Source organism: Flavobacterium channae (assembly GCF_021172165.1).
Classification (GTDB): domain Bacteria; phylum Bacteroidota; class Bacteroidia; order Flavobacteriales; family Flavobacteriaceae; genus Flavobacterium; species Flavobacterium channae.
In genome coordinates, this window is sequence record NZ_CP089096.1 from 77357 (window position 1) to 102527 (window position 25171).

Genomic DNA, 25171 nt, shown 5'->3' on the forward strand with positions numbered 1-25171 from the left:
ATGAAAAAGAGACTTTACTTATATATTGCTTTATTGTTTGGATTTTTGGGTTTTTCCCAACAAATCTCATCTTCTATAGATTCTACTCAAATTAAAATAGGTTCGCAGTTTAATTTAACTATCAAAGCAAAAGTAAACGCAAAAGATAAAGTAGTTTTCCCTGATGGTAAGTTTTTTGGAGCTTTAGAGATATTAGAATCATATCCAATTGATACAGTAAAAAATGATAATCAATACGAATTAATCAAGAAATATGGATTAACACAGTTTGATTCAGGACGATATGTAATTCCAAAATTATTGGTTAAAATCAACAAGAAAGAGTTTCGCACAGATTCACTTTCTATTGTTGTAAATGATGTAAAAGTTGATACGACAAAACAACAAATGTATGATATCAGAGACATCATTGCTACTGAAGAAAAACCAATGAGCGAATGGTGGAAGTTGCTGATTTTGTTTGTGTTGATTGTTGCTTCTGGATTTGCATCGTATTTTATCATTAAAAAATTACAAAAAAGTAAAAAACAAGAAGAAGAGTTTTTTGCTTCTCCAATAGAAAAAGCAATTGCATACCTTCAAAATTTAGATAAAAAACAATTGGTTCAAAGAGGTGATGTCAAAGAATATTATTCTGAAATGACCGACATTACCAGAACTTATATTGAAGAATCGATTCATATTCCAGCAATGGAAAGTACTTCTAGTGAGTTAATGGACGCATTAAAAAAGGCTATTTCTGAAAAGAAAATGTTTGTTAATCGCGAAGATTTAGAAAAATTCAACAAAGTGTTAGAAAATTCAGACTTAGTTAAGTTTGCTAAATCACAACCATTGCCATTTGAAATTGAAACTGATAAAAAAATAATTGATAAATTTTTATTGATAATCGATAAAGCATTGCCAAGAACAGAAGACGAAGCAGCAATTTTATTTGCAGAAGAAGTTCGCAGAAAAGAATTGCAAAAGCAAAAGTTCAAAAGAATGGTTTTATCAATAGGAATTGCTTCATTTTTAATGGTTGCATCTATCGTTATCTTTGCTTACACAGTAGGATTCGATTTTATCAAAGACAATTACATCGGACATTCGACTGAAGAATTATTGGAAAAAGAATGGATAACTTCCGAATATGGAGAACCCGCTATCATCATTTCAACACCAAAAGTTTTAAAACGAACGGTTGATGAAAAAATTCAAAACAACCTTCCAGAAAACGTAAAAGCAACGAGTCGTTTTATGTATGGAAGCATCATTGACAATTTTTCTATAGTTTTAATTACAACTGCATATAAAGACACGACTAAAATAGATTTAGATTTAGCATTGGAAGCGGATTTGAAAGAATTAGAAAATTTTGGAGCTAAAAATATTATCGTAAAAACGGGCGAATTCGAAAATGTAAAAGGACTTTCGGGTAAAAAAGCATTCGGAACATTTACTGCTTTTGACCCTGTTAGAGAAGAAGATGTAAAAATGGAATACGATATAATGGTGTTATCACAATCTGGCGGTGCGCAAGAGTTTTTCATGATATACAAAGAAGATGACAAGTATGCTAAGGAAATTATCGAGAAAATTCAGAATTCAATTGAACTAAGAAAAGCCAAGAAATAATGGGAAAAGTAACCTTTTTAAATCCGGAATTTTTGTGGTTGTTTTTGGTTTTACCAATTGCAATAAGTTGGCTGTTTTATAAAAGAAACCAACTTTTGGCAACGGTTAAAATGAGTTCATTAGCACCTTTCAAACAAAACCGAACATTCTTAGCCAAAGCAAAACCGTTTTTACACATATTACGAATTTTAGCTTTGAGTTCTATTATCATAGCCTTAGCAAGACCAAGAAGTGTTGACGTAACCTCAAAATCGAAAACCACAAAAGGAATCGATATTGTAATGGCAATTGACGTTTCGAGTAGTATGTTGGCCAACGATTTAAAACCGAATCGTCTAGAAGCTTTGAAAAAAGTCGCTTCAACATTTGTGCAAGATAGAATTAACGATAGAATTGGATTAGTAGTTTATGCAGGCGAAAGTTACACGAGAACGCCTGTAACTTCAGATAAAACCATCATTTTACAATCGTTAAAAACCATCGAATATGATGATTCCATTATTGCTGATGGAACCGGAATTGGCGTTGGATTAGCAACTGCAATAAACCGAATTAAAGATAGCAAAGCAAAAAGTAGAATTATCATTTTATTGACAGATGGTGTAAACAATTCAGGAACAATTGATCCTCGTACTGCGGCTGAAATTGCTAAAGAATATGGAATTAAAGTATACACTATTGGTATTGGAACCAATGGTAAAGCAATGTTTCCTGTAGCAAGAGATGGAAATGGGAAATTAGTTTTTAGAATGATGCCAGTTGAAATCGATCAAAAATTAATGCAAGAAATTGCAAAATTGACAGATGCTAAATATTTTAGAGCTACATCAAATCAGAAATTACAAGCCATATACGACGAAATTAATAAGTTAGAAACAACGGAAATTCAAGAGAAAAAATTCTACAATTACGATGAAAAATACAAATCATTCGTATTGATTGCTTTTGTATTATTAGGTTTAGAATTGTTATTACGAAACACCGTTTTTAGAGGAATCGTTTAGAAAAAGAAAAATGTTTGAATTAGAAAGTCCTATATATTTTTATTTATTAGCAATAATACCTGTATTAGTTGCTCTTTTTCTATTCAATATGTTTTGGAAAAGAAAAAGACAAGCTGTTTTTGCCGATTTAGAATTGTTCAAACAATTAGCTCCAGAAAAATCAAGTTTTAAACCCGTTTTAAAATTAGGTGTTTTGGTATTAGCTATAGCCTGTATTGTTATTGCTTTAGTTAATCCAAAAATGGGAACTAAAATGGAAACGGTTAAACGCCAAGGAATAGATATTGTTTTTGCAATCGACATTTCTAAAAGTATGTTGGCCGAAGATGTGGCGCCTAATCGATTAGAGAAAAGCAAACAGATTGTTTCACAAATCATCAATCAATTAGGAAACGATAGAGTTGGAATTGTAGGTTATGCAGGTAGTGCTTATCCAGTTTTACCAATGACAACCGATTACAGCATTGCAAAAATGTATTTGCAAAGTATGAATACTAATATGGTTTCATCTCAAGGAACCGCTTTTAATGATGCTATTAAACTTGCAGTTGATTTCTTTGATGTAAAAGATACTAGTAAGCTTATTGTTTTAGTTTCTGATGGAGAAGATCATGGAGAAGGAGCTGATGAAGCAGTGGAAATGGCTAAAGAAAAAGGCGTTCATATTATTACCATTGGTGTAGGAACCGAAAAAGGTGGTCCAATTCCGTTACGTGATGATAAAGGAACTATCACTTCGTATAAAAAGGATCAAGAAGGACAAACGGTAATTACCAAATTATATCCTGAAGTTTTAAAGAAAATTGCTGATAAAACAAAGTCGAAATCTCTAGTAGGAACTAGTACAAAAGAAATAGTTGAAGAGCTAAAAAAATCGTTAGATAAAATTGAAAAATCGGAATTCGAATCACAACAAATAGCTGATTTTGAATCGCAATACCAATGGTTTTTAGCTTTAGGATTTTTATTATTGTTAGTAGATGTTTTCCTTTTGGAGAAAAAAACAGCATGGGTGCAAAAGTTGAACTTATTTAATGAAAAGAAACATGCGTAAGATACTTTACATAGTGCTATTATTGAATAGTATTTTGCTTTTTGGACAAGAAAAAGACAAAAATCTTTACAATGGAAATCAGTCATTTAAAGAAAAGAAATACGCTGATGCCGAAGCTGATTTTCGTGTAACCGAATCAAAAAAATCACCTAAAAAAGCAACTGCTGGTTATAACTTAGCTAATAGCGTTTACCGTCAAAACCAACAAAGCGAAGCAAGAATTAAATACTTACAAGCCTTAGAAAACGCAAAAACAAAAACAGAAAAACATCGTATCTATCATAATTTAGGAAATACTTTTATGTTAGAAAAAAATTATGATGCCGCTGTAGAAGCGTATAAAAATGCATTGCGCAATAATCCATACGATGAAGAAACGCGTTACAATTATGCATTAGCAAAAAGAAAGAAAAAAGAAAATCCACCACCTAAAGACGATAAAAAAGACAACAAAGGAGGCGGAGGTCAAGATAACAAGCCGCAACCAAAAGATAAAGACGGCAATAAAGACAAAGGAAACGACAAAAAAGATTCTGATAAAGACAATCAGAACAATAAAGATAAACAAGGCGATAAGCAAGAAGGTAAGGGCGACGGAGAAAAGAAAGATGACAAAAACGAAAACCCAAAACCAAGTGGCGCCGATAAACAACGCATCGATAATATTTTAGATGCGGTTAATAATGCAGAGAAGAAAGTTCAGGACAAAGTGAATGCGAAGAAAGTGAAAGCACGTCCGGTTTCAAATGAAAAAGATTGGTAATTAATCATGAATTTTATAAAAAAAATAGTTGTTTTATTTCTTGTTTTTAACTCTCTATGGGGATTTTCTCAAGAAGAGAAAATAATTATTTCCGAAAAAGTTTCAAGCACAGAAATAGGTTTTTTTGATGTGCTAACGGTTGAATTTGAAATTAACACCAACGATGCTGAATTGATTGAGCCAACGTTCAATGATTTTGATTTTTATTCTCAAAAAAGTATAGCGAGTTCAGTCACAATAACAAACGGAATCAAGACTTCAAAAGTAACCCACAAGTACTATTTAAAGCCAAAAAAAATAGGATTATCAACAATAGAGGAAGTAACATTTGATTATAAAGGTAAAAAGTATCAATCTAATCCAATAATTATAAACGTTAAAGGTGAAACGATTGAAAACGATCCTTTAAATACAGAAAATAAACTTTTTATAATTCCAGAAATTTCAAATTATAAACCGCATCGCTATCAGCCAATTACAGTAAAATATAAATTGTATTATGATAAAGATATTAGGCCATCTTCGATACAGTTAGATTTTGAAAAAGAATATGTAGACGATTTTTTTATTTATTCAATTTCAGAAAATGCCGATGCACCTTTTCTAGCTAATTATAACGGAAAAGAATATAATTGTGTTGTAATCAGGACTGACGTATTGCGATTTAAAGAGTTATATGATACCTATATCCACAATAAAATTATTGTTCATTATAATAAAGAAGTTTCTGAAATTGAAAACGAAAGTATTTTAAAGGCAGCAAGAAAAATAATTCCAGTGGTTTCAGAGAGAATAAAGGTTCAAAACTTTGAAAACTTCAGATTACCCTATAATTATGTTTATCCTTACGGAAATTATAAAATTGATGTTATAGAACCAGAGAAAACTTCAATTAGAAAAAATAAAATTTTTGAAGTTCAGATTCAAGTTTATGGAGAAGGTTTTTTAGAAGATGAAATGATTCCTAAATTGAGATTACCTAATGGAATTGAAGTTGTTTCAGATGTAATACAAAATGAGAATACAATTGAGGAAACTAAAATTAAAACAATTGCCTCAAGAACATATAAGTTAAAAGCAATTATAGATGGTAAAATAGAATTTAAATCAATAGATTTCTATTTTTACGACGAAATTAATCAACAACACAAATCAATAAAGTCTAAAGAGTTTTCAATTATTGTAAAATAAAGAACGACTAAAACGAAAATGAAATTTTTAAAGCAAATACATATTGTACTTTTTTTTCTATCGGCTTTATCTGTTTCCGCTCAAGTAAAATTTGAAGCGCAAACAGAAAGAAGTTCTTATGGTTTAAATGAGCGAATTCAATTGGTTTTTTCTATCAATAACGAAGGTGATAATTTTGTACCACCAAAGTTTCCTAGTTTTAAAGCAGAAGGACCATTCATCAATAAAGGAAACCAAACATCAATAACGATTGTAAATGGTAGAGTGAATCAAAAACGAGAAATTTCAACCCAAGTTATTTACTATTTAACACCTACTAAAAAAGGAACTTTTACCATTGGCGCTGCTTCAATTGAATATGATGGAACAGTTTATAAATCAGCTCCGATAAAAATTACAATTACTGATCCTATCCAAATGCCAACTTATCCAGGTCAACCTAATAATATGAATTTTGGAGAAGGAATTCATTTGGTTGCCGAATTATCTACAAAGAATCCTTTTGTAAATGAACCAGTTACTGTAGTTTATAAATTATATTTTGAACCTCGTTCTACTGTTGGAAATTTTAGAAATTTTAAAGCACCAAAGTATAACGATTTCTGGAGTCAGTATATCGACATGAAGCAATTGCGTGCCGAACGTGGAAAATACAACGGAAAAGATTATAGTATGGTGGTGCTGCGCAAGGTAATTTTGTATCCATTAGAAGCGGGTGCTAAAACCATTGAACCATTCAAAATCGATTTAGATGCTGAGGTTCCAACTGGTCGTCGTGATTGGTTTGGAGAATACGAAATGCGTATGGTTGAAAAATCACTTTCAACAGGAACACAAACCATTAATGTAAAACCGCTTCCAGAAAAAGGAAAACCAGCAAGTTTTACTGGAGCTGTAGGAAATTTTGATTTCAAAGTAATACCTTCTAAAACAGCTTTAAAAGCGGGCGAATCGTTAGATTTAGAAGTAAGTGTTTCGGGAAAAGGAAACTTAAAATTATTTACTTTACCAAAACCAGTAGTTCCAACTGCTTTAGAAATGTACGAACCATCACATACCGAAAACGTACAAACACCATTAACCGGAATGGTGGGAAAAGTTTCGGATAAATACACCATCATTCCTCAATTTAAAGGAAAATATACGATTAAACCAATGGAGTTCTCGTACTATGATTTGGTAAGTAAGTCTTATAAAACCATCACTTCAAAAGAAATCACAATTGATGTTGCCGAAGGAGATGGAACGGTTGTAGCCAATACACCAAGTACCAACAAACAAACCATTCAGAAAAAAGAAGTATTTCAATTCAACAAGTTGAAAACCGAATTTGTTTCTGCTTCTAGAGAAGATTTCTTAGGTTCGGGATTGTTTTATAGTTTATTGTTAACGCCACTTTTATTAATTCCGATTGTAATGATTGCTAGAAAACAAAAAGAAGCAAAAGATGCAGATGTGGTTGGAAATAGAATCAGACAAAACAACAAATTGGTTAAGAAATATTTGTCGGAAGCCAAAAAACAAATGGGCGACAAAGTTCCGTTTTATATGGCAATGGAAAAGGCATTACACAATTTCTTAAAAGCTAAATTACATATCGAAACGGTTGAAATGAGCAAAGAAAATATCATCGAATTGTTACAACAACGAAACGCATCCGAAGAAAGTATTAATCGATTCATGGAATTAATGAACGATTGCGAATTTGCGAGATATGCTCCAGCAACAGACACCGCAATGCATAACGATTTTGATAGAGCTATTACTATCATTTCAGAACTTGAAAAACAATTGAAATAATGAAAAAGCAAATTATACTATTCCTTTTGTTTTTGATTTCATTTGCCAATGCAAGTGAATCCATCGATGCTACCTTCAAAAAAGCAAACGATTTATACAACAAAGGCGATTACGAACAAGCGTTACAATCTTTTGAAAGTATCGCAAATCAAGGAAACGAATCGGCCGATTTGTATTTTAACATGGCAAATTGTTATTACAAACTTGGAAAAGTTGCGCCTTCAATCTATTATTACGAAAAAGCATTGCTTTTAAGCCCTGAGGACGAAGCGATTCAAACCAACCTTGACTTTGCTCAAAAAACGGCGATAGACGACATTAAAATTGTTCCTGAAGTTGGTTTTAAGAAAATGGTAAAAGATTTCACAGCAAAATTGCATTACGATACTTGGGCTTGGATTGCTGTTTGGATTGCAGTGTTAAGTTTACTTACTTTTTTAGGTTACTATTTTGGAAATACTGTGGCTCTAAAACGTACTTTTTTTAGTTTATTCTTGTTGTTTTTAGTTGGAATTGGAGTTACTGTTTTAGCTGCATTCTTACAGAAAAAATTCGATACAAATTATAATCCTGCCATTGTTTTCGCAGAAACGACAACTTTAAAAGCCGAACCTAAAAACAGTTCAGAAGATGTGGTAACACTTCACGAAGGAACAAAAGTGTTGGTTTTAGAAGAATTAGGTAATTGGAAACAGGTTGAACTTACCGACAAAACCAAAGCGTGGATTGACAAAGAAGCGATTAAAGAAGTGAAGGAATAGTATTCGGTAATCAGTTGAGAGTTTTTAGAAAATAAAAATGGGAAATTTAATCGTTTTTAAGTCCTTTATAAACCGCAAAACCTAATAAAACCGCGAAAACAATATCAATAAAACTCATCTTTCAATAATATAGAATAAAGAACAAAGATAAAAGAATTGTTGAAAGTGGTTTTCTGTTGTTATCTTTGCAAGAAATTTGATAATTGGTTATCGGTAATTGGTCATAGGAATCCATCACCCATCACCCATCATCTAAAATCTTAGAAAATGTCAAGAGACGAACAATTAAAAGAACGCTGGGAAAGCGTTGTCACTATATTATCAAATAAATTTGCAGATGGAGAAACCCTTGATTTAGAAGGAATAATTTATCTTATTGGTGTTCAAGAATTAGGGAAAATTCACGCAACTTTCAAAAAAGACGAAAAAGTAAACTTAATGCATATTGCCATTTGTCGTTTATTAGAACCTTACGGTTATTACGAATTCGAATATTTTGATAACGACGGTTGGCCACATTACAAAGTAAAAGAAGAATTACCACCATTAAAAGCTGGCGAACAAGCTGTTTTAATGAAAGAGGCAATTGTTGGTTATTTTTTAGAGAAAGAGCTTATTGATTAATTCATTTTAATGAAAATAGACAAATTTGTTTTAGCGATAATAGGAGTTGTATTGTTGGCATATTTGTTCCCGCAATGGGGCTCAAAAGAAAGTCCAATCCCTTTAGATGTCGTAGGGAGTTTAGGAATTTCTTTAATTTTCTTTTTCTACGGATTAAAACTGCATCCTGATAAAATCAAAAGCGGACTCAAAAATTGGAAATTGCATATAGTAGTTCAATTGGCTACGTTTCTGTTGTTTCCTTTGGTCGTATTAGCCTTTAAACCATTAATTCACACAGAACATTCCGAAATGCTATGGTTAGCATTCTTGTTTTTAGCTGCTTTACCTTCTACGGTTTCGTCTTCGGTTGTTATGGTTTCTATTGCTAACGGGAATATTCCAGCTGCTATTTTTAACGCTAGTATTTCGGGTTTAATAGGAATCGCTTTAACACCACTTTGGATGGGAATGTTTTTACAACAATCTACAGCCGATTTCGATTTGGGTGTTATTTATATCAAACTTTTGACAGAGATTTTATTACCTGTTATCTTGGGTTTACTATTGCAGCGTTTTTTAGGAAAATATACAACTAAATACAACAAGCAATTAACGTTATTCGATAAAACAATTATTCTAATCATTATTTACAAAAGCTTTTCAGAATCGTTTGAAGAAAAAGTCTTCACTTCGGTAAGTTTAGCAGATTTACTTCTGATTTTAGTAGCTAATATTCTGTTGTTCTACGGAGTTTATTATTTAATTGGATTTATTACGAAAAAATTAAAATTCAACAAAGAAGATCAGATTACTGCTCAATTTTGTGGAACAAAAAAATCATTGGTTCACGGAACTGTTTTTTCAAAAATTCTTTTTCCAGCAACAATGCCAACAGGCGTAATTTTATTACCGTTGATGTTATTTCACGCGGCTCAAATCTTCATTATTAGCGTAATTGCTTCAAAACTTGGCGCTAGAGAAGAAAAGTAGTTTTTAGTTATAAAACGAGAATCTTTACAATTAAATCAAATCAAAAAAATTTAATTTGTAAATTTGCGGTCAATTTAAGATTTGCAATGATTGATAAGATTAAAAATCACATTGAAGAAGTAAAAGTTTTTCATGCTGATAATAAAGAGAAAATAGAAGAATTCCGTATTAAATATTTAGGAAGCAAAGGCTTATTAAAAGAGTTTTTCGCTGATTTTAAAACGGTTCCAAATGAAATGAAAAAAGAGTTTGGACAAGTAATTAATCAGTTAAAAACTATTGCTGAAGAAAAAGTAGCATCTTTACAAGAACAAATCGAAAGTAAAGAAGAAGCAAAAGGAATTTATGGCGATACTACTCGTCCGGGTGAGGCAATGAACATTGGTTCGCGTCATCCAATTTCTATTGTGAAAAACCAAATGATTGATATTTTTTCAACTATTGGTTTCAATGTATCTGAAGGTCCAGAAATCGAAGATGATTGGCACAACTTTACAGCATTAAATTTACCAGAATATCACCCAGCAAGAGATATGCAGGATACGTTTTTTATTCAAACGAATCCAGATGTTTTATTGCGTACCCATACATCATCAGTACAAGTGCGTTACATGGAAAACAACAAACCGCCAATTCGTACGATTTCTCCAGGAAGAGTTTTTCGTAACGAGGCAGTTTCATCGCGTTCGCACTGTATTTTCCATCAAGTAGAAGGATTGTATATTGATAAAGACGTTTCCTTTGCCGATTTAAAACAGACTTTGTTGTATTTCACGAAAGAAATGTTCGGAAAATCGAAAATCCGTTTACGTCCATCGTATTTTCCATTTACAGAACCAAGTGCTGAAATCGATATTTATTGGGGATTAAAAACCGAAACGGATTACAGAATTACCAAAGGTACTGGTTGGTTAGAAATTGGTGGTTGCGGAATGGTAGATCCAAACGTTTTGAAAAACTGTGGTATCAATCCAGACGAACATACAGGTTTTGCTTTCGGAATGGGAGTAGAACGTATTGCGATGTTGTTGTACCAAATTGGCGATATCCGTATGTTTTATGAAAACGACGTGCGTTTCTTAGAACAATTCAAATCGAGTATATAATTTAAGATAAAGTCTTAATACTTAATTCTTTAATCTTAATACTGTTTCAATGAAAAAAGACATTATCATCCCAAAAGTAGAAGGCGTTCACATTGTAGCTTTTCAAGAATGGAACGACGATTTTATGGAAAATTCTTGGTACGCTTACTTAGTAAACGACACCGATAATTTGTTGGAAATGGCTATGGTAGTTTCACGCGCTTATGGTTTAATCAATGGCGAAGAACGTAGAACGGGAACATTCCGTCATGCGTTTGCCAAAGTAGAACCGAGAACTGCTGTTAAAGTAGAATTGTTAGAAAACAACGTCTTACAATTGAATAACGAATTCATGTTATCGTATTTCGCAAACGGACAATTATACGATAAAACCTTCGTGTTTCGTTTGAATACCATCAATGAAAAAGCCACTGCCGATTTACCTATTATCAACAAAAGAGGCGTTTTCGCGAATTAAATTTTCGTAAATTATAATATTGAAACCACGAATTCAGAAATGTATTCGTGGTTTTTTGTTTCCACCACATAGGCACATAGATTAACTTTATGAATATTTTAGGTATTTCATTTTACAAAGTCAACATAGGAAAACTTATATGAACTCATCTAGACAAAGAACTTCTTATACTTTCTTATATGACTTAAATGTTTAAAATTCAACACAATTCTATTGTTGCCTCAAAAAAGTGTAACACCTCTAAAGAATTAGAAAAACCTATGTTTCTATGTGGTAAAAACTCAAACACACCCTTATCCTTACAACAATTAGAAAATATTTTTACCTTTAAGAAATTTTTTCAACACAACAACATGAAACCATTTCTTATTGCTTTAGCCTTTTTAACTACTATTATTTCCCAAGCACAAGATTTCGCCAAACACGTCAACCCATTTATTGGAACTGGCGGTCACGGCCACACTTTTCCAGGTGCTACTTTGCCTTATGGAATGGTGCAATTGTCTCCAGATACACGAATCGATGGCAGTTGGGATGGTTGCGGTGGTTATCATTATTCCGATAATGTGATTTACGGATTTTCGCACACGCATTTGAATGGAACAGGTGTTTCGGATTATGGGGATATCATGTTGATGCCAACTATGGGCGAACCTTCGTTTGATAATAAAGTATATTCTTCTAATTTTTCACATGATAATGAAAAAGCTTCTGCAGGTTTTTATAGCGTAAAATTAGACAAACACAATATCGATGTGCGTTTAACCACTTCAACTCGTGTTGGTTTTCATGAATACACGTTTAAAAAAGCAGGTCAAGCCAATATTATTTTAGATCTGAATCATCGTGATAAACTTTTAGAAGGAAGAATTCGTGTTGTAGACAATAAAACGATTGAGGTTTTAAGAAGAAGTGAAGCTTGGGCTAGAGATCAATATGTTTATGCACGAATAGAATTTAATGTACCATTAAAAATAAGCAATGCTCGAGGAAAAAACAAACCAAAAGATTTATATACAGGGGATGAAGAATTAAAAATAAGTTTCTCTAAACAAGTCAAAAAAGGCGAAAAAATTCTCGTAAAAGTTTCGCTTTCGCCAACAAGTTATGAAGGAGCCAAACTAAACAGTTCCGAAATCAAACATTGGGATTTCAATAAAGCACACAAAGCAGCTATTGCACTTTGGAACAAAGAATTATCAAAAATTGAAGTTACTTCTGATGATAAAGACAAATTAGCGATTTTCTACACCGCTTTATATCACACGATGATGCAACCCAATATCGCGCAAGATTTAGACGGAAAATATCGCGGTAGAGACAACCAAATTCATGTTGCCGAAGGATTTGATTATTACACGGTGTTCTCACTTTGGGACACGTTTAGAGGTGCGCACCCATTGTATACGTTGATTGATAAAAAACGAACTTCTGATTACATCAACACGTTTTTAAAACAATACGAACAAGGCGGTAGGTTACCAGTTTGGGAATTAGCTTCCAATGAAACCGATTGTATGATTGGTTATCATTCCGTTTCTGTAATTGCAGATGCGATGGTAAAAGGTATAAAAGGTTTTGATTACGAAAAAGCGTTTGAAGCCAGTAAAGCTTCTGCTATGCGCGATGTTTTAGGTTTGGATGCGTACAAGAAAAACGGTTTTATTTCGATAGATGACGAACACGAAAGCGTTTCTAAAACCTTAGAATATGCGTATGACGATTGGTGCATTGCTCAAATGGCTTTACTTTTAAATAAGCAAGAAGATTATCAATATTTCATGAAACGTTCTCAAAATTGGAAAAACATTTTCGATAGGGAAACCGGTTTCATGCGTCCAAAGAAAAACGGCGGTTGGGACAAACCTTTCGATCCAAGAGAAGTCAACAATAATTTTACTGAAGGAAATTCTTGGCAATACTCGTTTTTCGTACCACAAGATATTTACGGTATGATTGAAGCTTATGGCGGACCTGAAAAATTTGAAGCCAAGTTAGACGAAATGTTCAACAGCGAAAGTAAAACTACTGGTAGAGAACAAGTCGATGTTACAGGTTTAATTGGGCAATATGCACACGGAAACGAACCAAGTCATCACATGGCGTATTTGTATAATTACGTGGGAAAACCCGAAAAAACGAATGCAAAAGTCAAGTATATTTTAGATAAGTTTTACACAAACACTCCAGATGGATTAATTGGAAACGAAGATTGCGGTCAAATGAGTGCTTGGTATGTGTTAAGTTCGATGGGAATTTATTCGGTGACTCCAGGAAAACCGTTGTGGAATAGAACTAAACCATATTTTGATAACTCAAAAATAATTTTTGAAGATAATACTTCAAAAATTATTTCTAAAAATGATGAGTTTAAATATTTTGAGGTTATAGCAAGTGAAAATCTTTCAAGTTTGTTAAACACAAATGTATATATACAAAGTCGAAATAGTATTATTCCAGTTCCTGTAATTCAATCAGAAAGTAAAGCGTTTAAAGATAATTTGAAGATTGAATTGAAATCTCAAAATTCAGAGGATAAAATTTATTATTGGACTTATAATGAAGATGGTCAAAATAATATTGTAGGGGTTTCACTCTTGTACAAAAAACCAATTGAAATCACTAAAACGACAACTATTTATGCTTTTGTAAAAAATGGAGCTACAGCTAGTGATACTATTTCTGCAACCTTCTTCAAAAAACCAAACAATTACAGCATCAACATAAAATCGGTTTACAATCCGCAATATCATGCCGGTGGTCCAGAAGGGTTGTTAGATGGTATTTTAGGAACGGAGAATTGGAGAAAAGGCGATTGGCAAGGCTATCAAAGTCAAGATTTTGAAGCGGTAGTCGATTTAAAAGAAGTAAAAGAGTTATATTCGTTTAAGGCAAATTTTCTACAAGATAGTCGTTCTTGGATTTTGATGCCTACTTATTTGGAGTTTTTTATTTCAACAGATAATGTCAATTTTACTTCTGTTGGAAGTCTTGATATTGCAAAATATAGTGAAATTGATCCAAAAGATGAAAATTCATTTACTAGAGAATTTGGAGTTCTTTTAGACAAGAAGAAAACAGCACGTTACGTAAAAGTAATCGCAAAAAACTTCGGTAAGTTACCAGAATGGCATCAAGGTTTTGGTGGCGATGCGTTTATTTTTATAGACGAAATTACTATCAAGTAAGAGCCAAAAATTAACCGCAGATTCGCAGATTAACTAGGTTAAATCTGCGAATCTGCGGTTTAATATTGTGTTCAAATATTTAATCCTTATCAGGAAATAATAAAGAAGCGATTACAGACAAGATTAGAGCTCCACCCACAACAGATAAAGATAAACTTGTAGGAACGTGATAAAACGGCGCTATAATCATTTTAGTTCCGATAAAAGCCAAGATAAATCCTAATCCGTATTTCAATTTACTGAACATGTACATAAAGTTCGCCAAAAGGAAATACAACGAACGCAATCCTAAAATCGCAAAAATATTCGATGTGTACAAAATGAACGGATCATCAGGAGCAATAGCAAAAATTGCTGGAATACTATCAATCGCAAATAATAAATCGGTAAACTCAACGATTGCAACCACTACAAACAAAGGCGTTGCTACTTTAAGTCCGTTTTCAATAGTAAAGAATTTATCGCCATCATATTGATGGGTTACATTGAAAAATTTATAAACAAATCGAGCACCTGGACTTTTTGTAAAATCTTTACTTCCTTCATCTTCTTCCTGACTTAATGCCGATTTAATTCCGGCAACAATCAAAATAATTCCGAAAAGTGTTAACAAGTAATTGATTTTAACCATGTGTCCAAAAAGCTCCATTTCTGGTAAATAGGTATAATTCAGTAACCAAACACCCGCAAAAATGAAAATCGCTCTAAAAACCAAAGCTCCAATCACACCCCAAAATAACACTTTGTGTTGGGCTTCTTTTGCTACGTTGAAATAACCAAAAACTAAAATAAAAACAAATAAATTATCTACCGAAAGTGCTTTTTCAATCCAGTATGCGCCTTGAAATTGCATGAATTTTTCGGCTCCCATGTAGTGATAAATAATACCACTGAATCCCATGGCTAAAGAAATCCAAATTACCGACCAAATAGCCGCTTCACGATTGGAAATCACGTGACCTTTTTTGTTTAAAACACCTAAATCTAATACCAACATAGCAATGATGGTAATGGTAAAAGCCGTAATAATTCCTGGATGATCAATTAAATGATCAATTGCACCTGTTTTTAGTGAAAATAGCATGGATTAATTTAATTTTTCTGTTAATGCCTTGAAAACGGTTTTTGCGTCTTTGTTTTCGTATAAAATTTTGTAAACGGCGTCAATAATTGGTGTGTCGGCACCATATTCCTGATTTAATTTGTAAGCACTTTTAACGGCATAATAACCTTCAGCAACCATGCTCATCTCCATTTGTGCAGATTTAACCGTGTAACCTTTTCCAATCATGTTTCCAAACATTCTATTTCTTGAAAATATAGAATAACCCGTAACTAATAAATCGCCTAAATAAGCCGAATTGTTAATGTTTCGCTTCATTTTGTGAACTTTACGAATGAATTTTTTCATTTCGCGAATTCCGTTACTCATTAATACCGCTTGAAAGTTATCACCATAACCTAAACCATGAGCAATTCCGGCAGCAATAGCGTAAATATTTTTTAAAACAGCTGCATATTCAGTTCCAATGATATCATCTGAAGTTTTAGCTTTGATGTAATGCGAACTTAAATTTTTAGCAACGTATTTTGCTTTTTTTCTATCGCTACAAGCAATCGTTAAGTACGATAAACGTTCCATAGCTACCTCTTCCGCGTGACATGGACCCGTGATTACTCCAATATTTTCGAATGGAATGCCGTATTTGCTATGAAAATGTTCGCCAACAATTAAACTCGATTCCGGAACAATTCCTTTAATAGCAGAAAAAATGATTTTGTCTTTTAAACTCTCCGTTAAATTTTCTAATTCTTTGCTTAAAAAAGCAGATGGGACAACGAAAATTACATAATCTGCATATGCAACTGCTTCATTGATATCGTTAGTAAGTTTTAATTTATTGATGTCAAACGCAACCGAACTTAAATAATTTGGGTTGTGTCTTTGATGTTTTAAATGTTCTATAGCGTAAGTGCTTCTCATGTACCAAGCAATTTCGTCTTGGTTTTCACAAAGCATTTTTGCAATTGCAGTTGCCCAACTTCCACCACCTATAACTGCAAACTTTGGCTTTTTTTCCATTTTACTGATTAATTTAGAACATCAAAAATAGTCAATTCTAAAGGATTTACAAAAACGTTTTCGAAACTCTTTTTAATACAAAGGCACGAAGAAAAACTCCGTGCCTTTATTATGATGAATAGGTATTTTTTAATAACTCATTTCTACAATAGCTCTCACTTTTTCAAGCGTGATGTTTTGCTTTTCACCCATGGCTTTCCAACCTCTTTCTTCGAAACGATTTACGATGAAATCAGCTGTTTTTTCGATGTTTTCTGCGTTTTCAGAAATTTTGGTTTTCATGCCCATTTTGTGGAAGAACTCAACCGTTTTTTCAATCGCTTTTTCTGCAATTTCTTCCGTTGAATTACCTTGAATGTTCCAAACGCGTTGTCCGTATTGTGCTAATTTTTCTTTTTTCGTATCGAACATGACGCGGTACAAGTTAGGTCCAATAATAGCCAAGGTTCTTGCATGATCAATTTCGTATAAAGCGGTTAATTCATGACCAATCATGTGTGTTGCCCAATCGGAAGGAACTCCTTTTTGAATTAAACCATTCAATGCCATTGTTGCACTCCAAACAAAGTTGGAAGCCAATTTATAATCGCTCGGATTTTCTACAACATCTGGACCAATTTCAATTAGCGTTTGTAAAATGCTTTCTGAAATTCGGTCTTGTAATAAAGCATCGTGTGTATAGGTTAGATATTGCTCCATAACGTGTGTGAAAGCATCCACAACACCGTTTTGCAATTGTCTTTTAGGTAAAGAAGTAATGACCGTTGGGTCAACAATTGAGAAAACTGGAAACAAAGCACTTCCGCCTAAGGTTAGTTTTTCTTGTGTAGCTTCAATCGTAACCACAGCGCCTGAATTCATTTCCGAACCTGTTGCTGGCAAGGTTAAAACGGTTCCAAAAGGAATCACTTTGGAAACATCTTTGAATAAAATTCTTTTCTTTAAAATATCCGCTTCATTGCCTTCAAAATTAACGGCTGCCGAAATAAATTTTACACCATCAATCACGCTTCCGCCACCAACAGCTAAGATGAAACCAATTTTTTCAGCACGAATAATTGCAACGGCTTTCATCAAAGTTTCAAAACGAGGATTCGGTTCGATTCCGCCAAATTCCACAATATCGTGGTTGGGTAAAGCAGCTTTCACTTGGTTGTAAACACCGTTTTTGAAGATACTTCCGCCACCATAAGCCAGCAGAATTTTTGTATTATTGGGAACTAAATCAGTTAGTTTTGCGATTTGTCCTTTTCCAAAGACATAGTTTACAGGGTTGTATAATTCGAAGTTTAGCATAACATTTTATTTTTAAGAATACAAAGTTACGCAATGGGATTGGGAACGAATGGTAAAGGAATGTTAAGAGATGTTTTTATTAGTTTCAAACTTTCCTTTGAAGTAATTCAAATTTTTTAAAATATCATCTTTATCACTTTGAAAACTAAACAGATTGTAGACTTTTTTCCCTTTAGAATTTGAAAAAACTATCAATTCGTAGTAAGTAATATATCTATTTGGTTTTATTAACGCACCAAAATCATATATATCATCCCATTCAAATTTGATATTTTCGATTTCAAAACCAGACAGGTTAATTTTTATCAACTTACTTTTTTTGAATTTTAAATAAACAAGATTTGCAATCATTACAATTCCTGAAAAGATTAAAATTGGAATAAAATTATCACTGTCTTTAAATCTAAAACATATCAAAACAATTGCTAATCCAATTATTATTAATGTTCCATTATTTGATTTTTTTGTATCAAAAATAATTTCTTCTTTTTCAGTTGTTGAAACACCAAATTCAGTTGAACGCAAAAAGTAATCTTTATTGAAAAGTTTGTCTTTTATTGAGTTACCTTTTTTTGGTAAATTCTCGATTTGTTTTTCAAAATCAGTATTCATATTCTGTTATAATTACTTCTTATAAAATAAATTATGTTCCACATATTCCCAAACTTTATTCGGTAACATCGGAACCACATTTTTACCTTTTTTAATGCTTTCGCGAATGAAGGTAGAAGATAATTCAATTACAGGCGCGCCTACTCGATGGATTTTTGGATGATTTACAAATTGCTCGTCAATTTCACCTGAATTTAGTCGCGGATAGACATAAATATTGTGGTTTTGCAAAATGACTTCGTAGTTTTTCCATTTGTGGAGCGAGTTCAAATTGTCTTCACCCATGATTAACGAAAATTCGTTTTTTGGAAACTTTTCTTGTAAATGCGCTAAGGTGTTAACCGTATAATTTGGTTGTGGTAATTTAAATTCGATATCTGAAGGCTGAATTTTAGGAAAATTTTCCGTCGCCAAATGTACCATGTGCAAACGATGGTAATCGTCTAACAACGAACTCTTTTGTTTGTGTGGATTATGAGGTGTTACAACCATCCATATTTGGTCCAAATCAGAATGTTCCGCCATATGATTGGCAATAATTAAATGTCCAATATGAATGGGATTAAACGTTCCGAAATATAGTCCGATTTTCATTTTTTAATTACTCTTTAGTTATAAAATCCTTAACCAATTGATACGCTTCTTCTTTTGCAGTATCTAAATCGTAATTTTTTATGATGGTATCAAATTGAGGCGCGGTTGCTAATTCAACGTGTGCTTTTGCAATTCGCATGTTGATTTTGTCATCACTTTCCGTAGAACGTTGTTTTAATCTGCGTTTAAGTTCGTCAACACTTGGAGGTTTTACAAAAACAGCTAGAGTTTCTTCAGGAAATTTTCTTTTGATACGCAATCCTCCAGCAACATCGATGTCAAAAATAACATGTTTTCCTTGCTCCCAAATACGCTCAACTTCAGCTTTTAATGTTCCGTAGAAATTATTCGTATACACTTCTTCCCATTCTACAAAATCTTCTGATTTAATGTGTTTTTTGAATTCATCCCATGAGATGAAATAATAATCTTTTCCGTCAACTTCTTCACCACGAGGCGCTCGTGTAGTGCATGAAATCGAAAATTCTAAATTCAAATCGGGTTGGGCTAATAAATGTCGTACTATAGTGGTTTTTCCTGAACCTGAAGGCGCAGAGAATACTAATAATTTTCCTTTAGTCATTGTGTTGTTGTTTTGTTTTTAAAGGAAGTTCACCAAAAGTCATGGTAAATCCTTTTCCTTCTTTTTTAAATTTTATGGGTAATTCACCTTTTTCTTCTAATCCCCAATCTTCTAACATATCAGAATTTACAAAAATAACTTCAATATTTAGATTAGAATTCTTTTTTAGACCTAATAACCAATCAATATCTTCTTTTAGCTTTTTCTTAGAGCCTGAATATTTATTCCAATTTTGAAAAATATAATAATCTGCTTTTGGTAAATCATCTATTGTAATAGTATTTCCTTTAATATCAGTTATTTTATTTAATAAATCATTTAATTTAAAAGAATTGTTTTCTTTGCAAGGAGAATAATTTCCAGTAAAATTTTTGAAAGCATTTTGCATTTGAATTCCCGAACATTCTTCAGTGCCTAAATAACAATACTTTTCTCCTGAATTACTAAAAAGTAAAATTTCAGTATTTAATCCGCTTACAATGTTGTTGAAAATTTCTTTCTCGTTTCCAATTTCATTCACTTTCATGAAATATGTCGAAGCGTTTGGTAAAACTTCAGAAAAGTAATTAGCAAGTTCTTTTTTATCTTCTACTTTCGGATTTTTAAATCCAGCTAATTTTTTTACTGCTGTTCCACAAGAAATAAGTGAAAATAAAGAAAAAGCAATGAAAAATTTCTTTGTGTTCATTAACAGATTACAATTTGTTTTATAAAACATTCAAAACTTGTTCTTTGATTTTTTCCAATTCATCTTTCATCATTACTACCAATTTTTGCATTTCGGTATGATTGGATTTAGAACCCATGGTATTGATTTCTCTTCCCATTTCTTGTGTAATGAAACCTAACTTTCTTCCATTAGCCTCTGTTCCGTTCAACGTTTCTAAGAAATAGTTCAAGTGATTACCCAAACGCACTTTTTCTTCAGTAATGTCGTATTTTTCTAAATAGAAAATCAATTCTTGTTCAAAGCGATTTTCATCAACATTGACTTGTAATTCGTCTAAAGTTGTTCGTAAACGCGTTTTTACTGTTTCAACTCGTTCGGCATCGTAAGAAACTGCTTCGTTCATTAATTTTTCAATATTAGCAATTCGTAATTGAAATTCTTTTTCTAATGAAGCGCCTTCGTCTTTTCTGAAACTTGCAATATTTTCCAACGCTTCATCAATTACGGTTTGGATTTTTTTCCATTCGTTTTCATCGATTTCGTCGCGCTCGGTTTTTAATGCGTCTGGCATACGAACTGCCATTTTCATTAATTCCGTTTCATCAGCAGTTGGAATAACAGCTTTCATTTGATTGATATACCCTTTTACAATCGGCACATTGATTTTAGAAGTCGTTTCTTCACCAGTAACTTCCACATAAAGCGAAAAATCTACTTTTCCACGTTCTAAACGTTGCGAAATTTGATTACGCAAACCCAATTCCATTTCTCTGAAAACAGAAGGCATACGCGTATTTAAGTCTAAACCTTTACTGTTTAGTGATTTTATTTCTACGGTAATTTTTTTGGTTGGTAATTGCAAAGATGCTTTACCAAAACCCGTCATGGATTGTATCATATATTTTATAAAAATGTCTTCAAAGATAAGAAAAAGTGTTCAGTCTTTGGTTTTTAGTCTTTAGTAGTCGTTTTTGCTCAAGAATTGGCTTTCTTTTGTGTAACTAAATAAACACCAATAAATATTAAAACTGCAGAAGCAATTTTAACCAATGTTAATTCATCTTTACCTAAACTTACAGCGAAAATAGTGGCAAAAAGTGGTTGTAAATAGATGAAAACCGCTACGGTTGTAGGTTTTAATTCGCGCATGGAAACTAAATTCAGTAAATAGGTCAAAAAGGTCGAAAATACTACTACGAAACCAATTTTCCAGAAAATATCCGTTGGTAAATTAGCAAAATCTATGGCTTGAAATTCGCTCCAACCAAATGGTAATACCATCAAAAAACCAAATGTATAAATCCACTTTACGAAGGTGAAGGCGTTGTATTTATCCATTAATTTTTTCACGATGATAAGGTAAAATCCGTAGGAAACGGCATTTACAAAAACCAATAAATTTCCTAAAGAAGCATTTGGCGCATTTACCATCGACTTTCCGTACAAAATTAAAGTTGTGGTTCCCGCTAATCCTAAAATAATTCCCAAAACCTTTCTGTTTTCCATGCGTTCTTTCATGATAAACGCAGATAAAACTAGAACAATCATTGGGGTTGTTACCATTAATACCGCACCCATAATAGGAGAAGTATAACTCAACCCTTTAAAAAAGGTAAGCATATTGAATGCTACGCCAAAAAAAGCGGCAGCAACAATTCTAGGAAAATCTTCCAACGCAATTTTTTCTTTTGGACCAAAGAATGAGATAAGCCAAAACAAAAGTACAGAACCGCCAACACGCATTACGATAAATCCGAAAGCATCAACATATTTTGGCATTACATCTTTGGCAATCGTAAAGGTTACTCCGTATATGATGGAAACTAAGGTAGCGGCAAATAATGCCCAACTTCTTTTTGACATTAGCTTAAAACAGTAATTACTTCATGAATGTTTTTTGGACTATTTCCAATGTATATTTTGCCATCAATGATAAAAACGGGACGACTTAAAAAGGTGTAATGTTCTAAAAGATACTTTTTAAAATCTGGCTCTGTAAGATTTTTATCTTTTAAGCCTAACGATTTATACAATTGTGCTTTTTTGCTAAAAAGGGCTTCATAACTACCTGCTAATTGGTACATTTCATCTAAATCGCTTTCCGAAATTGGATTTTGGCGAATGTCGATGAAAGTTAATTTATCTGTATTTGGTAGCGATTTAATGATTTTTCGACAAGTATCGCATGAAGCTAAATAATATATTTTATTCATTTTTTTAATATTATGAGTTGCAAAAATACTGCGTTTTCAATTCTAAAAATTAGTAATTTTATAAAAAAATAATATTTATGGAAACCACTTTTAAAATTTGGGAAACTAGTAGAGGAATTTATTTGAAATTTTTAGAAAATTACACACTCGATCAATTGAATAAAATTCCGGAAGGAATGAGTAATAATCTAATTTGGAATATTGGTCATATTGTGGTTTCACAACAAGGATTAGTTTATGGATTATCTGGATTACCACAAAATATTTCGGCGGAAATGATTGAAAAATACAAAAACGGATCAAGACCAGATGGTAAAACCACACAAGAGGAAGTGGATGAAATAAAGAAACTATTATTAGAAATGATTTTAAAAACCAAATCAGATTTTAAAGCAGGAGTTTTTAAAGATTTTAATCCCTATCAAACTAAAACAGGCTTTCATTTAGGCTCATTAGAAGAAGCAATCGAGTTTAACAATTACCATGAAGGAATTCATTTAGGAATTATGTTACAAATCAAAAAATTCCTATAATCTTATTACCTTTGTAAAAAATAAATTAAAATGAAATTTAATACAAAAACGATACATGGTGGTCAACATCATGAAAAAGTAACAGGAGCAGTAATGCCACCTGTTTTTCAGACTTCTACTTATGTGCAATCGAGTCCTGGAAAGCCAGTTGGTGATTACGAATATAGTAGAGCAGCAAATCCTACAAGAACAGCACTTGAAGATGCTTTAGCAAGTATCGAAAATGGAGCTAAAGGGTTGGCTTTTTCTTCAGGTTTAGCAGCAACAGATTGTTTATTACGACTTTTTAAAGCTGGCGACGAAATCATTGCAATGGATGATTTATATGGTGGAACATACCGTTTGTTTACAAGATTATATAAAGATAGCGGAATAAAATTTCATTTTGTCGATATGAATGATTTGGACAAATTTCAGTCATTAATCAATGAGAATACAAAATTGGTCTGGGTTGAAACACCAACAAATCCTTTAATGAAATTAGCCGATATTGCTGCAATTGCTCAAATTACTAAAAAACACAATTTATTATTTGCTGTTGACAATACATTTGCAACACCATATTTACAAAAACCATTGGATTTAGGAGCTGATATTGTAATGCATTCTGCTACAAAATATTTAGGAGGTCATTCTGATGTTATAGCAGGAGCTTTAATTATTAAAGATAAAACTTTAGCAGAAGAATTACACTTTAAACAATTTGCTACTGGTGCTACTTTAGGTCCAATGGATTCTTTCTTGGTTTTAAGAGGAATAAAAACATTGCACTTGAGAGTACAACGTCATTGCGAAAATGGTGAAAAGGTTGCGGAATATTTGAACAATCATCCATTAGTAGAACGCGTTTATTACCCTGGATTAGCATCGCATCCATTTCATGAAATTGCAAAGAAACAAATGAATGGTTTTGGAGGAATGGTAACATTTACTTTTAAATCAGGTAAAAAAGAAGATGCGATTAAATTCTTGGAAAATTTAAAAGTGTTTACGTTAGCAGAATCATTAGGTGGAGTTGAATCGTTAGCTAATCATCCTGCTTTAATGACACATGCTTCTATTCCAGAAGACAAGCGAAAAGAAGTTGGTATTTCAGATGATTTGGTTCGTTTAAGCGTAGGAATCGAAGATATCGAAGATTTATTAGCAGATTTAGAACAAGCTTTTAAATAGTATAAAATAATACAAAACAAAAAATCCCGATTCTATGAATCGGGATTTTTTTATATAGTTGGTTTTTATTAATCTAAGTAATAAATGTATCCTACATGAAACCATAAGTTCCAATCGTTTGCTTTGTTTTCTGTATATACTTGAGGATCAGGATTTAAACCATCAACCCAGTCAGAAAAATAATATTGCCATCTTAATTCAGCAAATAAGTCGGATAATTCTGTTAATTTATAACGTGTTCCAACACTTCCAACAACTGACCAAGTGCTTCCACCTTCATTAGACCATGCACCATAATATTTAATAGGCGTAGATATTGGAGTATCCATTGCGCCAAGTTCAGAATATGTTCCGTTTTGGAAAAATGAATAATGAGCACCTAATCCAATAAATGGAGCCCAAGCACCATCAGTAGCAGTAAACTCACGGATACTTAATGGGAAAAATTCTAATTGCATACCAATGTCGGTAACTTTAGCTTCACCTCTCATTGCTCTTAATTGCGCAGCTGTAAAAGAGTTTTTGTCAACCCATTTACCAAAATGTTGCAATTGAGTACTATTGTAAGATAACTCAGAGCGAACTTTAAAGTGATCGTTAAAATAAGTTTCTGGCATGTAACAGTTACATTCTGCACGATAAGCAAAGTTCATGTAATGAACTAAACCAATACCAAAACCAGTGTTTCCAGCATTAGTTTCAAAATCATGTCTTACTCCAAAGTCAGATTGAAAAGCAACGCCTCCTATAAAAGCCCCAACTTCGTGTGAAAAACCGAATTGAGCATTCATCGAAAGATTTGCTCCTAAAAGCAATATTATTAGGTATTTAATTTTTTTAGTCATCGCTAAAATTTTTCCATTATCGGACAAATATA

At 32.5% G+C, this 25171-nt stretch carries 25 protein-coding genes; 14 read left to right on the plus strand and 11 right to left on the minus strand.

The genetic code is table 11. From position 1 onward, the window contains the following. The 12 genes from LOS89_RS00360 to LOS89_RS00415 all read left to right on the plus strand — a co-directional run bounded on the left by LOS89_RS00360 (position 1) and on the right by LOS89_RS00415 (position 14537). Entirely contained in the window at positions 1-1617 is a 1617-nt protein-coding gene (locus LOS89_RS00360; protein WP_231835751.1) for a BatD family protein, read from the plus strand. Continuing rightward, positions 1617-2621, plus strand: a complete 1005-nt coding sequence (locus tag LOS89_RS00365) for a vWA domain-containing protein (protein WP_231835752.1) — start codon at positions 1617-1619, stop codon at positions 2619-2621. The genes LOS89_RS00360 and LOS89_RS00365 overlap by 1 nt, the downstream gene beginning before the upstream one ends. A gap of 10 nt (positions 2622-2631) precedes the next feature. Next, entirely contained in the window at positions 2632-3675 is a 1044-nt protein-coding gene (locus tag LOS89_RS00370) for a vWA domain-containing protein (RefSeq protein ID WP_231835753.1), read from the plus strand. Further along, positions 3668-4438 (plus strand): tetratricopeptide repeat protein, encoded by a 771-nt coding sequence (locus tag LOS89_RS00375; RefSeq protein ID WP_231835754.1) that lies wholly within the window; start codon positions 3668-3670, stop codon positions 4436-4438. The genes LOS89_RS00370 and LOS89_RS00375 overlap by 8 nt, the downstream gene beginning before the upstream one ends. Before the next feature lie 6 nt (positions 4439-4444). Beyond that, positions 4445-5629, plus strand: coding sequence for a BatD family protein (locus LOS89_RS00380; RefSeq protein WP_231835755.1), 1185 nt, complete (start codon positions 4445-4447; stop codon positions 5627-5629). A gap of 18 nt (positions 5630-5647) precedes the next feature. Beyond that, the gene (locus LOS89_RS00385) at positions 5648-7429 is read left to right on the plus strand and encodes a BatD family protein (RefSeq protein WP_231835756.1); all 1782 of its coding nucleotides are present in this window, start codon (positions 5648-5650) and stop codon (positions 7427-7429) included. After that, complete coding sequence (locus tag LOS89_RS00390) at positions 7429-8190, plus strand: tetratricopeptide repeat protein (RefSeq protein ID WP_231835757.1); 762 nt, start codon at positions 7429-7431, stop codon at positions 8188-8190. The genes LOS89_RS00385 and LOS89_RS00390 overlap by 1 nt, the downstream gene beginning before the upstream one ends. A gap of 267 nt (positions 8191-8457) precedes the next feature. Continuing rightward, complete coding sequence (locus LOS89_RS00395) at positions 8458-8814, plus strand: hypothetical protein (protein WP_231835758.1); 357 nt, start codon at positions 8458-8460, stop codon at positions 8812-8814. Positions 8815-8823: 9 nt separating this feature from the next. Continuing rightward, entirely contained in the window at positions 8824-9786 is a 963-nt protein-coding gene (locus LOS89_RS00400) for a bile acid:sodium symporter family protein (protein WP_231835759.1), read from the plus strand. An 86-nt stretch (positions 9787-9872) separates the two neighbouring features. Continuing rightward, positions 9873-10892 (plus strand): phenylalanine--tRNA ligase subunit alpha, encoded by a 1020-nt coding sequence (gene pheS, locus LOS89_RS00405; RefSeq protein ID WP_231835760.1) that lies wholly within the window; start codon positions 9873-9875, stop codon positions 10890-10892. A 49-nt stretch (positions 10893-10941) separates the two neighbouring features. Further along, positions 10942-11349 (plus strand): hypothetical protein, encoded by a 408-nt coding sequence (locus LOS89_RS00410; protein ID WP_231835761.1) that lies wholly within the window; start codon positions 10942-10944, stop codon positions 11347-11349. A 353-nt stretch (positions 11350-11702) separates the two neighbouring features. Further along, positions 11703-14537 (plus strand): GH92 family glycosyl hydrolase, encoded by a 2835-nt coding sequence (locus LOS89_RS00415; protein ID WP_231835762.1) that lies wholly within the window; start codon positions 11703-11705, stop codon positions 14535-14537. Positions 14538-14616: 79 nt separating this feature from the next. On the opposite strand, the gene LOS89_RS00420 is transcribed toward LOS89_RS00415, so the two are convergent. The 10 genes from LOS89_RS00420 to LOS89_RS00465 form a co-directional block, all read right to left on the minus strand. Then, positions 14617-15594, minus strand: a complete 978-nt coding sequence (locus LOS89_RS00420; RefSeq protein WP_231837089.1) for a TerC family protein — start codon at positions 15592-15594, stop codon at positions 14617-14619. A gap of 30 nt (positions 15595-15624) precedes the next feature. Continuing rightward, on the minus strand, positions 15625-16620 hold the full coding sequence (locus LOS89_RS00425; RefSeq protein ID WP_231835763.1) for an NAD(P)H-dependent glycerol-3-phosphate dehydrogenase: 996 nt from the start codon (positions 16618-16620) through the stop codon (positions 15625-15627). A gap of 129 nt (positions 16621-16749) precedes the next feature. Further along, positions 16750-17916, minus strand: coding sequence for an iron-containing alcohol dehydrogenase (locus LOS89_RS00430; protein ID WP_231835764.1), 1167 nt, complete (start codon positions 17914-17916; stop codon positions 16750-16752). 63 nt (positions 17917-17979) lie between these two features. Continuing rightward, positions 17980-18528 (minus strand): hypothetical protein, encoded by a 549-nt coding sequence (locus LOS89_RS00435; RefSeq protein WP_231835765.1) that lies wholly within the window; start codon positions 18526-18528, stop codon positions 17980-17982. Between the two features lie 12 nt (positions 18529-18540). After that, positions 18541-19122 carry a nicotinate (nicotinamide) nucleotide adenylyltransferase gene (nadD, locus tag LOS89_RS00440; protein WP_231835766.1) on the minus strand — a complete coding sequence of 194 codons (582 nt, stop codon included), beginning with the start codon at positions 19120-19122 and terminating at the stop codon, positions 18541-18543. A 7-nt stretch (positions 19123-19129) separates the two neighbouring features. Next, a complete protein-coding gene (gene gmk, locus LOS89_RS00445; protein WP_231835767.1) occupies positions 19130-19705 on the minus strand; it encodes a guanylate kinase in 576 nt (191 codons plus the stop codon). Beyond that, positions 19698-20393, minus strand: coding sequence for a hypothetical protein (locus LOS89_RS00450; protein WP_231835768.1), 696 nt, complete (start codon positions 20391-20393; stop codon positions 19698-19700). Before LOS89_RS00450 ends, gmk begins: the two co-directional genes overlap by 8 nt. A 19-nt stretch (positions 20394-20412) precedes the next feature. Continuing rightward, the gene (locus LOS89_RS00455) at positions 20413-21273 is read right to left on the minus strand and encodes a YicC/YloC family endoribonuclease (protein ID WP_231835769.1); all 861 of its coding nucleotides are present in this window, start codon (positions 21271-21273) and stop codon (positions 20413-20415) included. 77 nt (positions 21274-21350) lie between these two features. Continuing rightward, the gene (locus tag LOS89_RS00460) at positions 21351-22238 is read right to left on the minus strand and encodes a DMT family transporter (protein ID WP_231835770.1); all 888 of its coding nucleotides are present in this window, start codon (positions 22236-22238) and stop codon (positions 21351-21353) included. Next, complete coding sequence (locus LOS89_RS00465) at positions 22238-22588, minus strand: arsenate reductase family protein (RefSeq protein WP_231835771.1); 351 nt, start codon at positions 22586-22588, stop codon at positions 22238-22240. The genes LOS89_RS00460 and LOS89_RS00465 overlap by 1 nt, the downstream gene beginning before the upstream one ends. Positions 22589-22665: 77 nt before the next feature. On the opposite strand from LOS89_RS00465, the gene LOS89_RS00470 reads away from it, so the two are divergent. Next, on the plus strand, positions 22666-23121 hold the full coding sequence (locus LOS89_RS00470) for a DinB family protein (protein ID WP_231835772.1): 456 nt from the start codon (positions 22666-22668) through the stop codon (positions 23119-23121). A 30-nt stretch (positions 23122-23151) separates the two neighbouring features. Further along, entirely contained in the window at positions 23152-24294 is a 1143-nt protein-coding gene (locus LOS89_RS00475; RefSeq protein ID WP_231835773.1) for a cystathionine gamma-synthase, read from the plus strand. 68 nt (positions 24295-24362) lie between these two features. Here the strand turns inward: LOS89_RS00475 and LOS89_RS00480 are convergent, their stop codons facing one another. After that, the gene (locus LOS89_RS00480) at positions 24363-25139 is read right to left on the minus strand and encodes a THC0290_0291 family protein (protein WP_231835774.1); all 777 of its coding nucleotides are present in this window, start codon (positions 25137-25139) and stop codon (positions 24363-24365) included. Between the last annotated feature and the right edge of the window lie 32 nt (positions 25140-25171).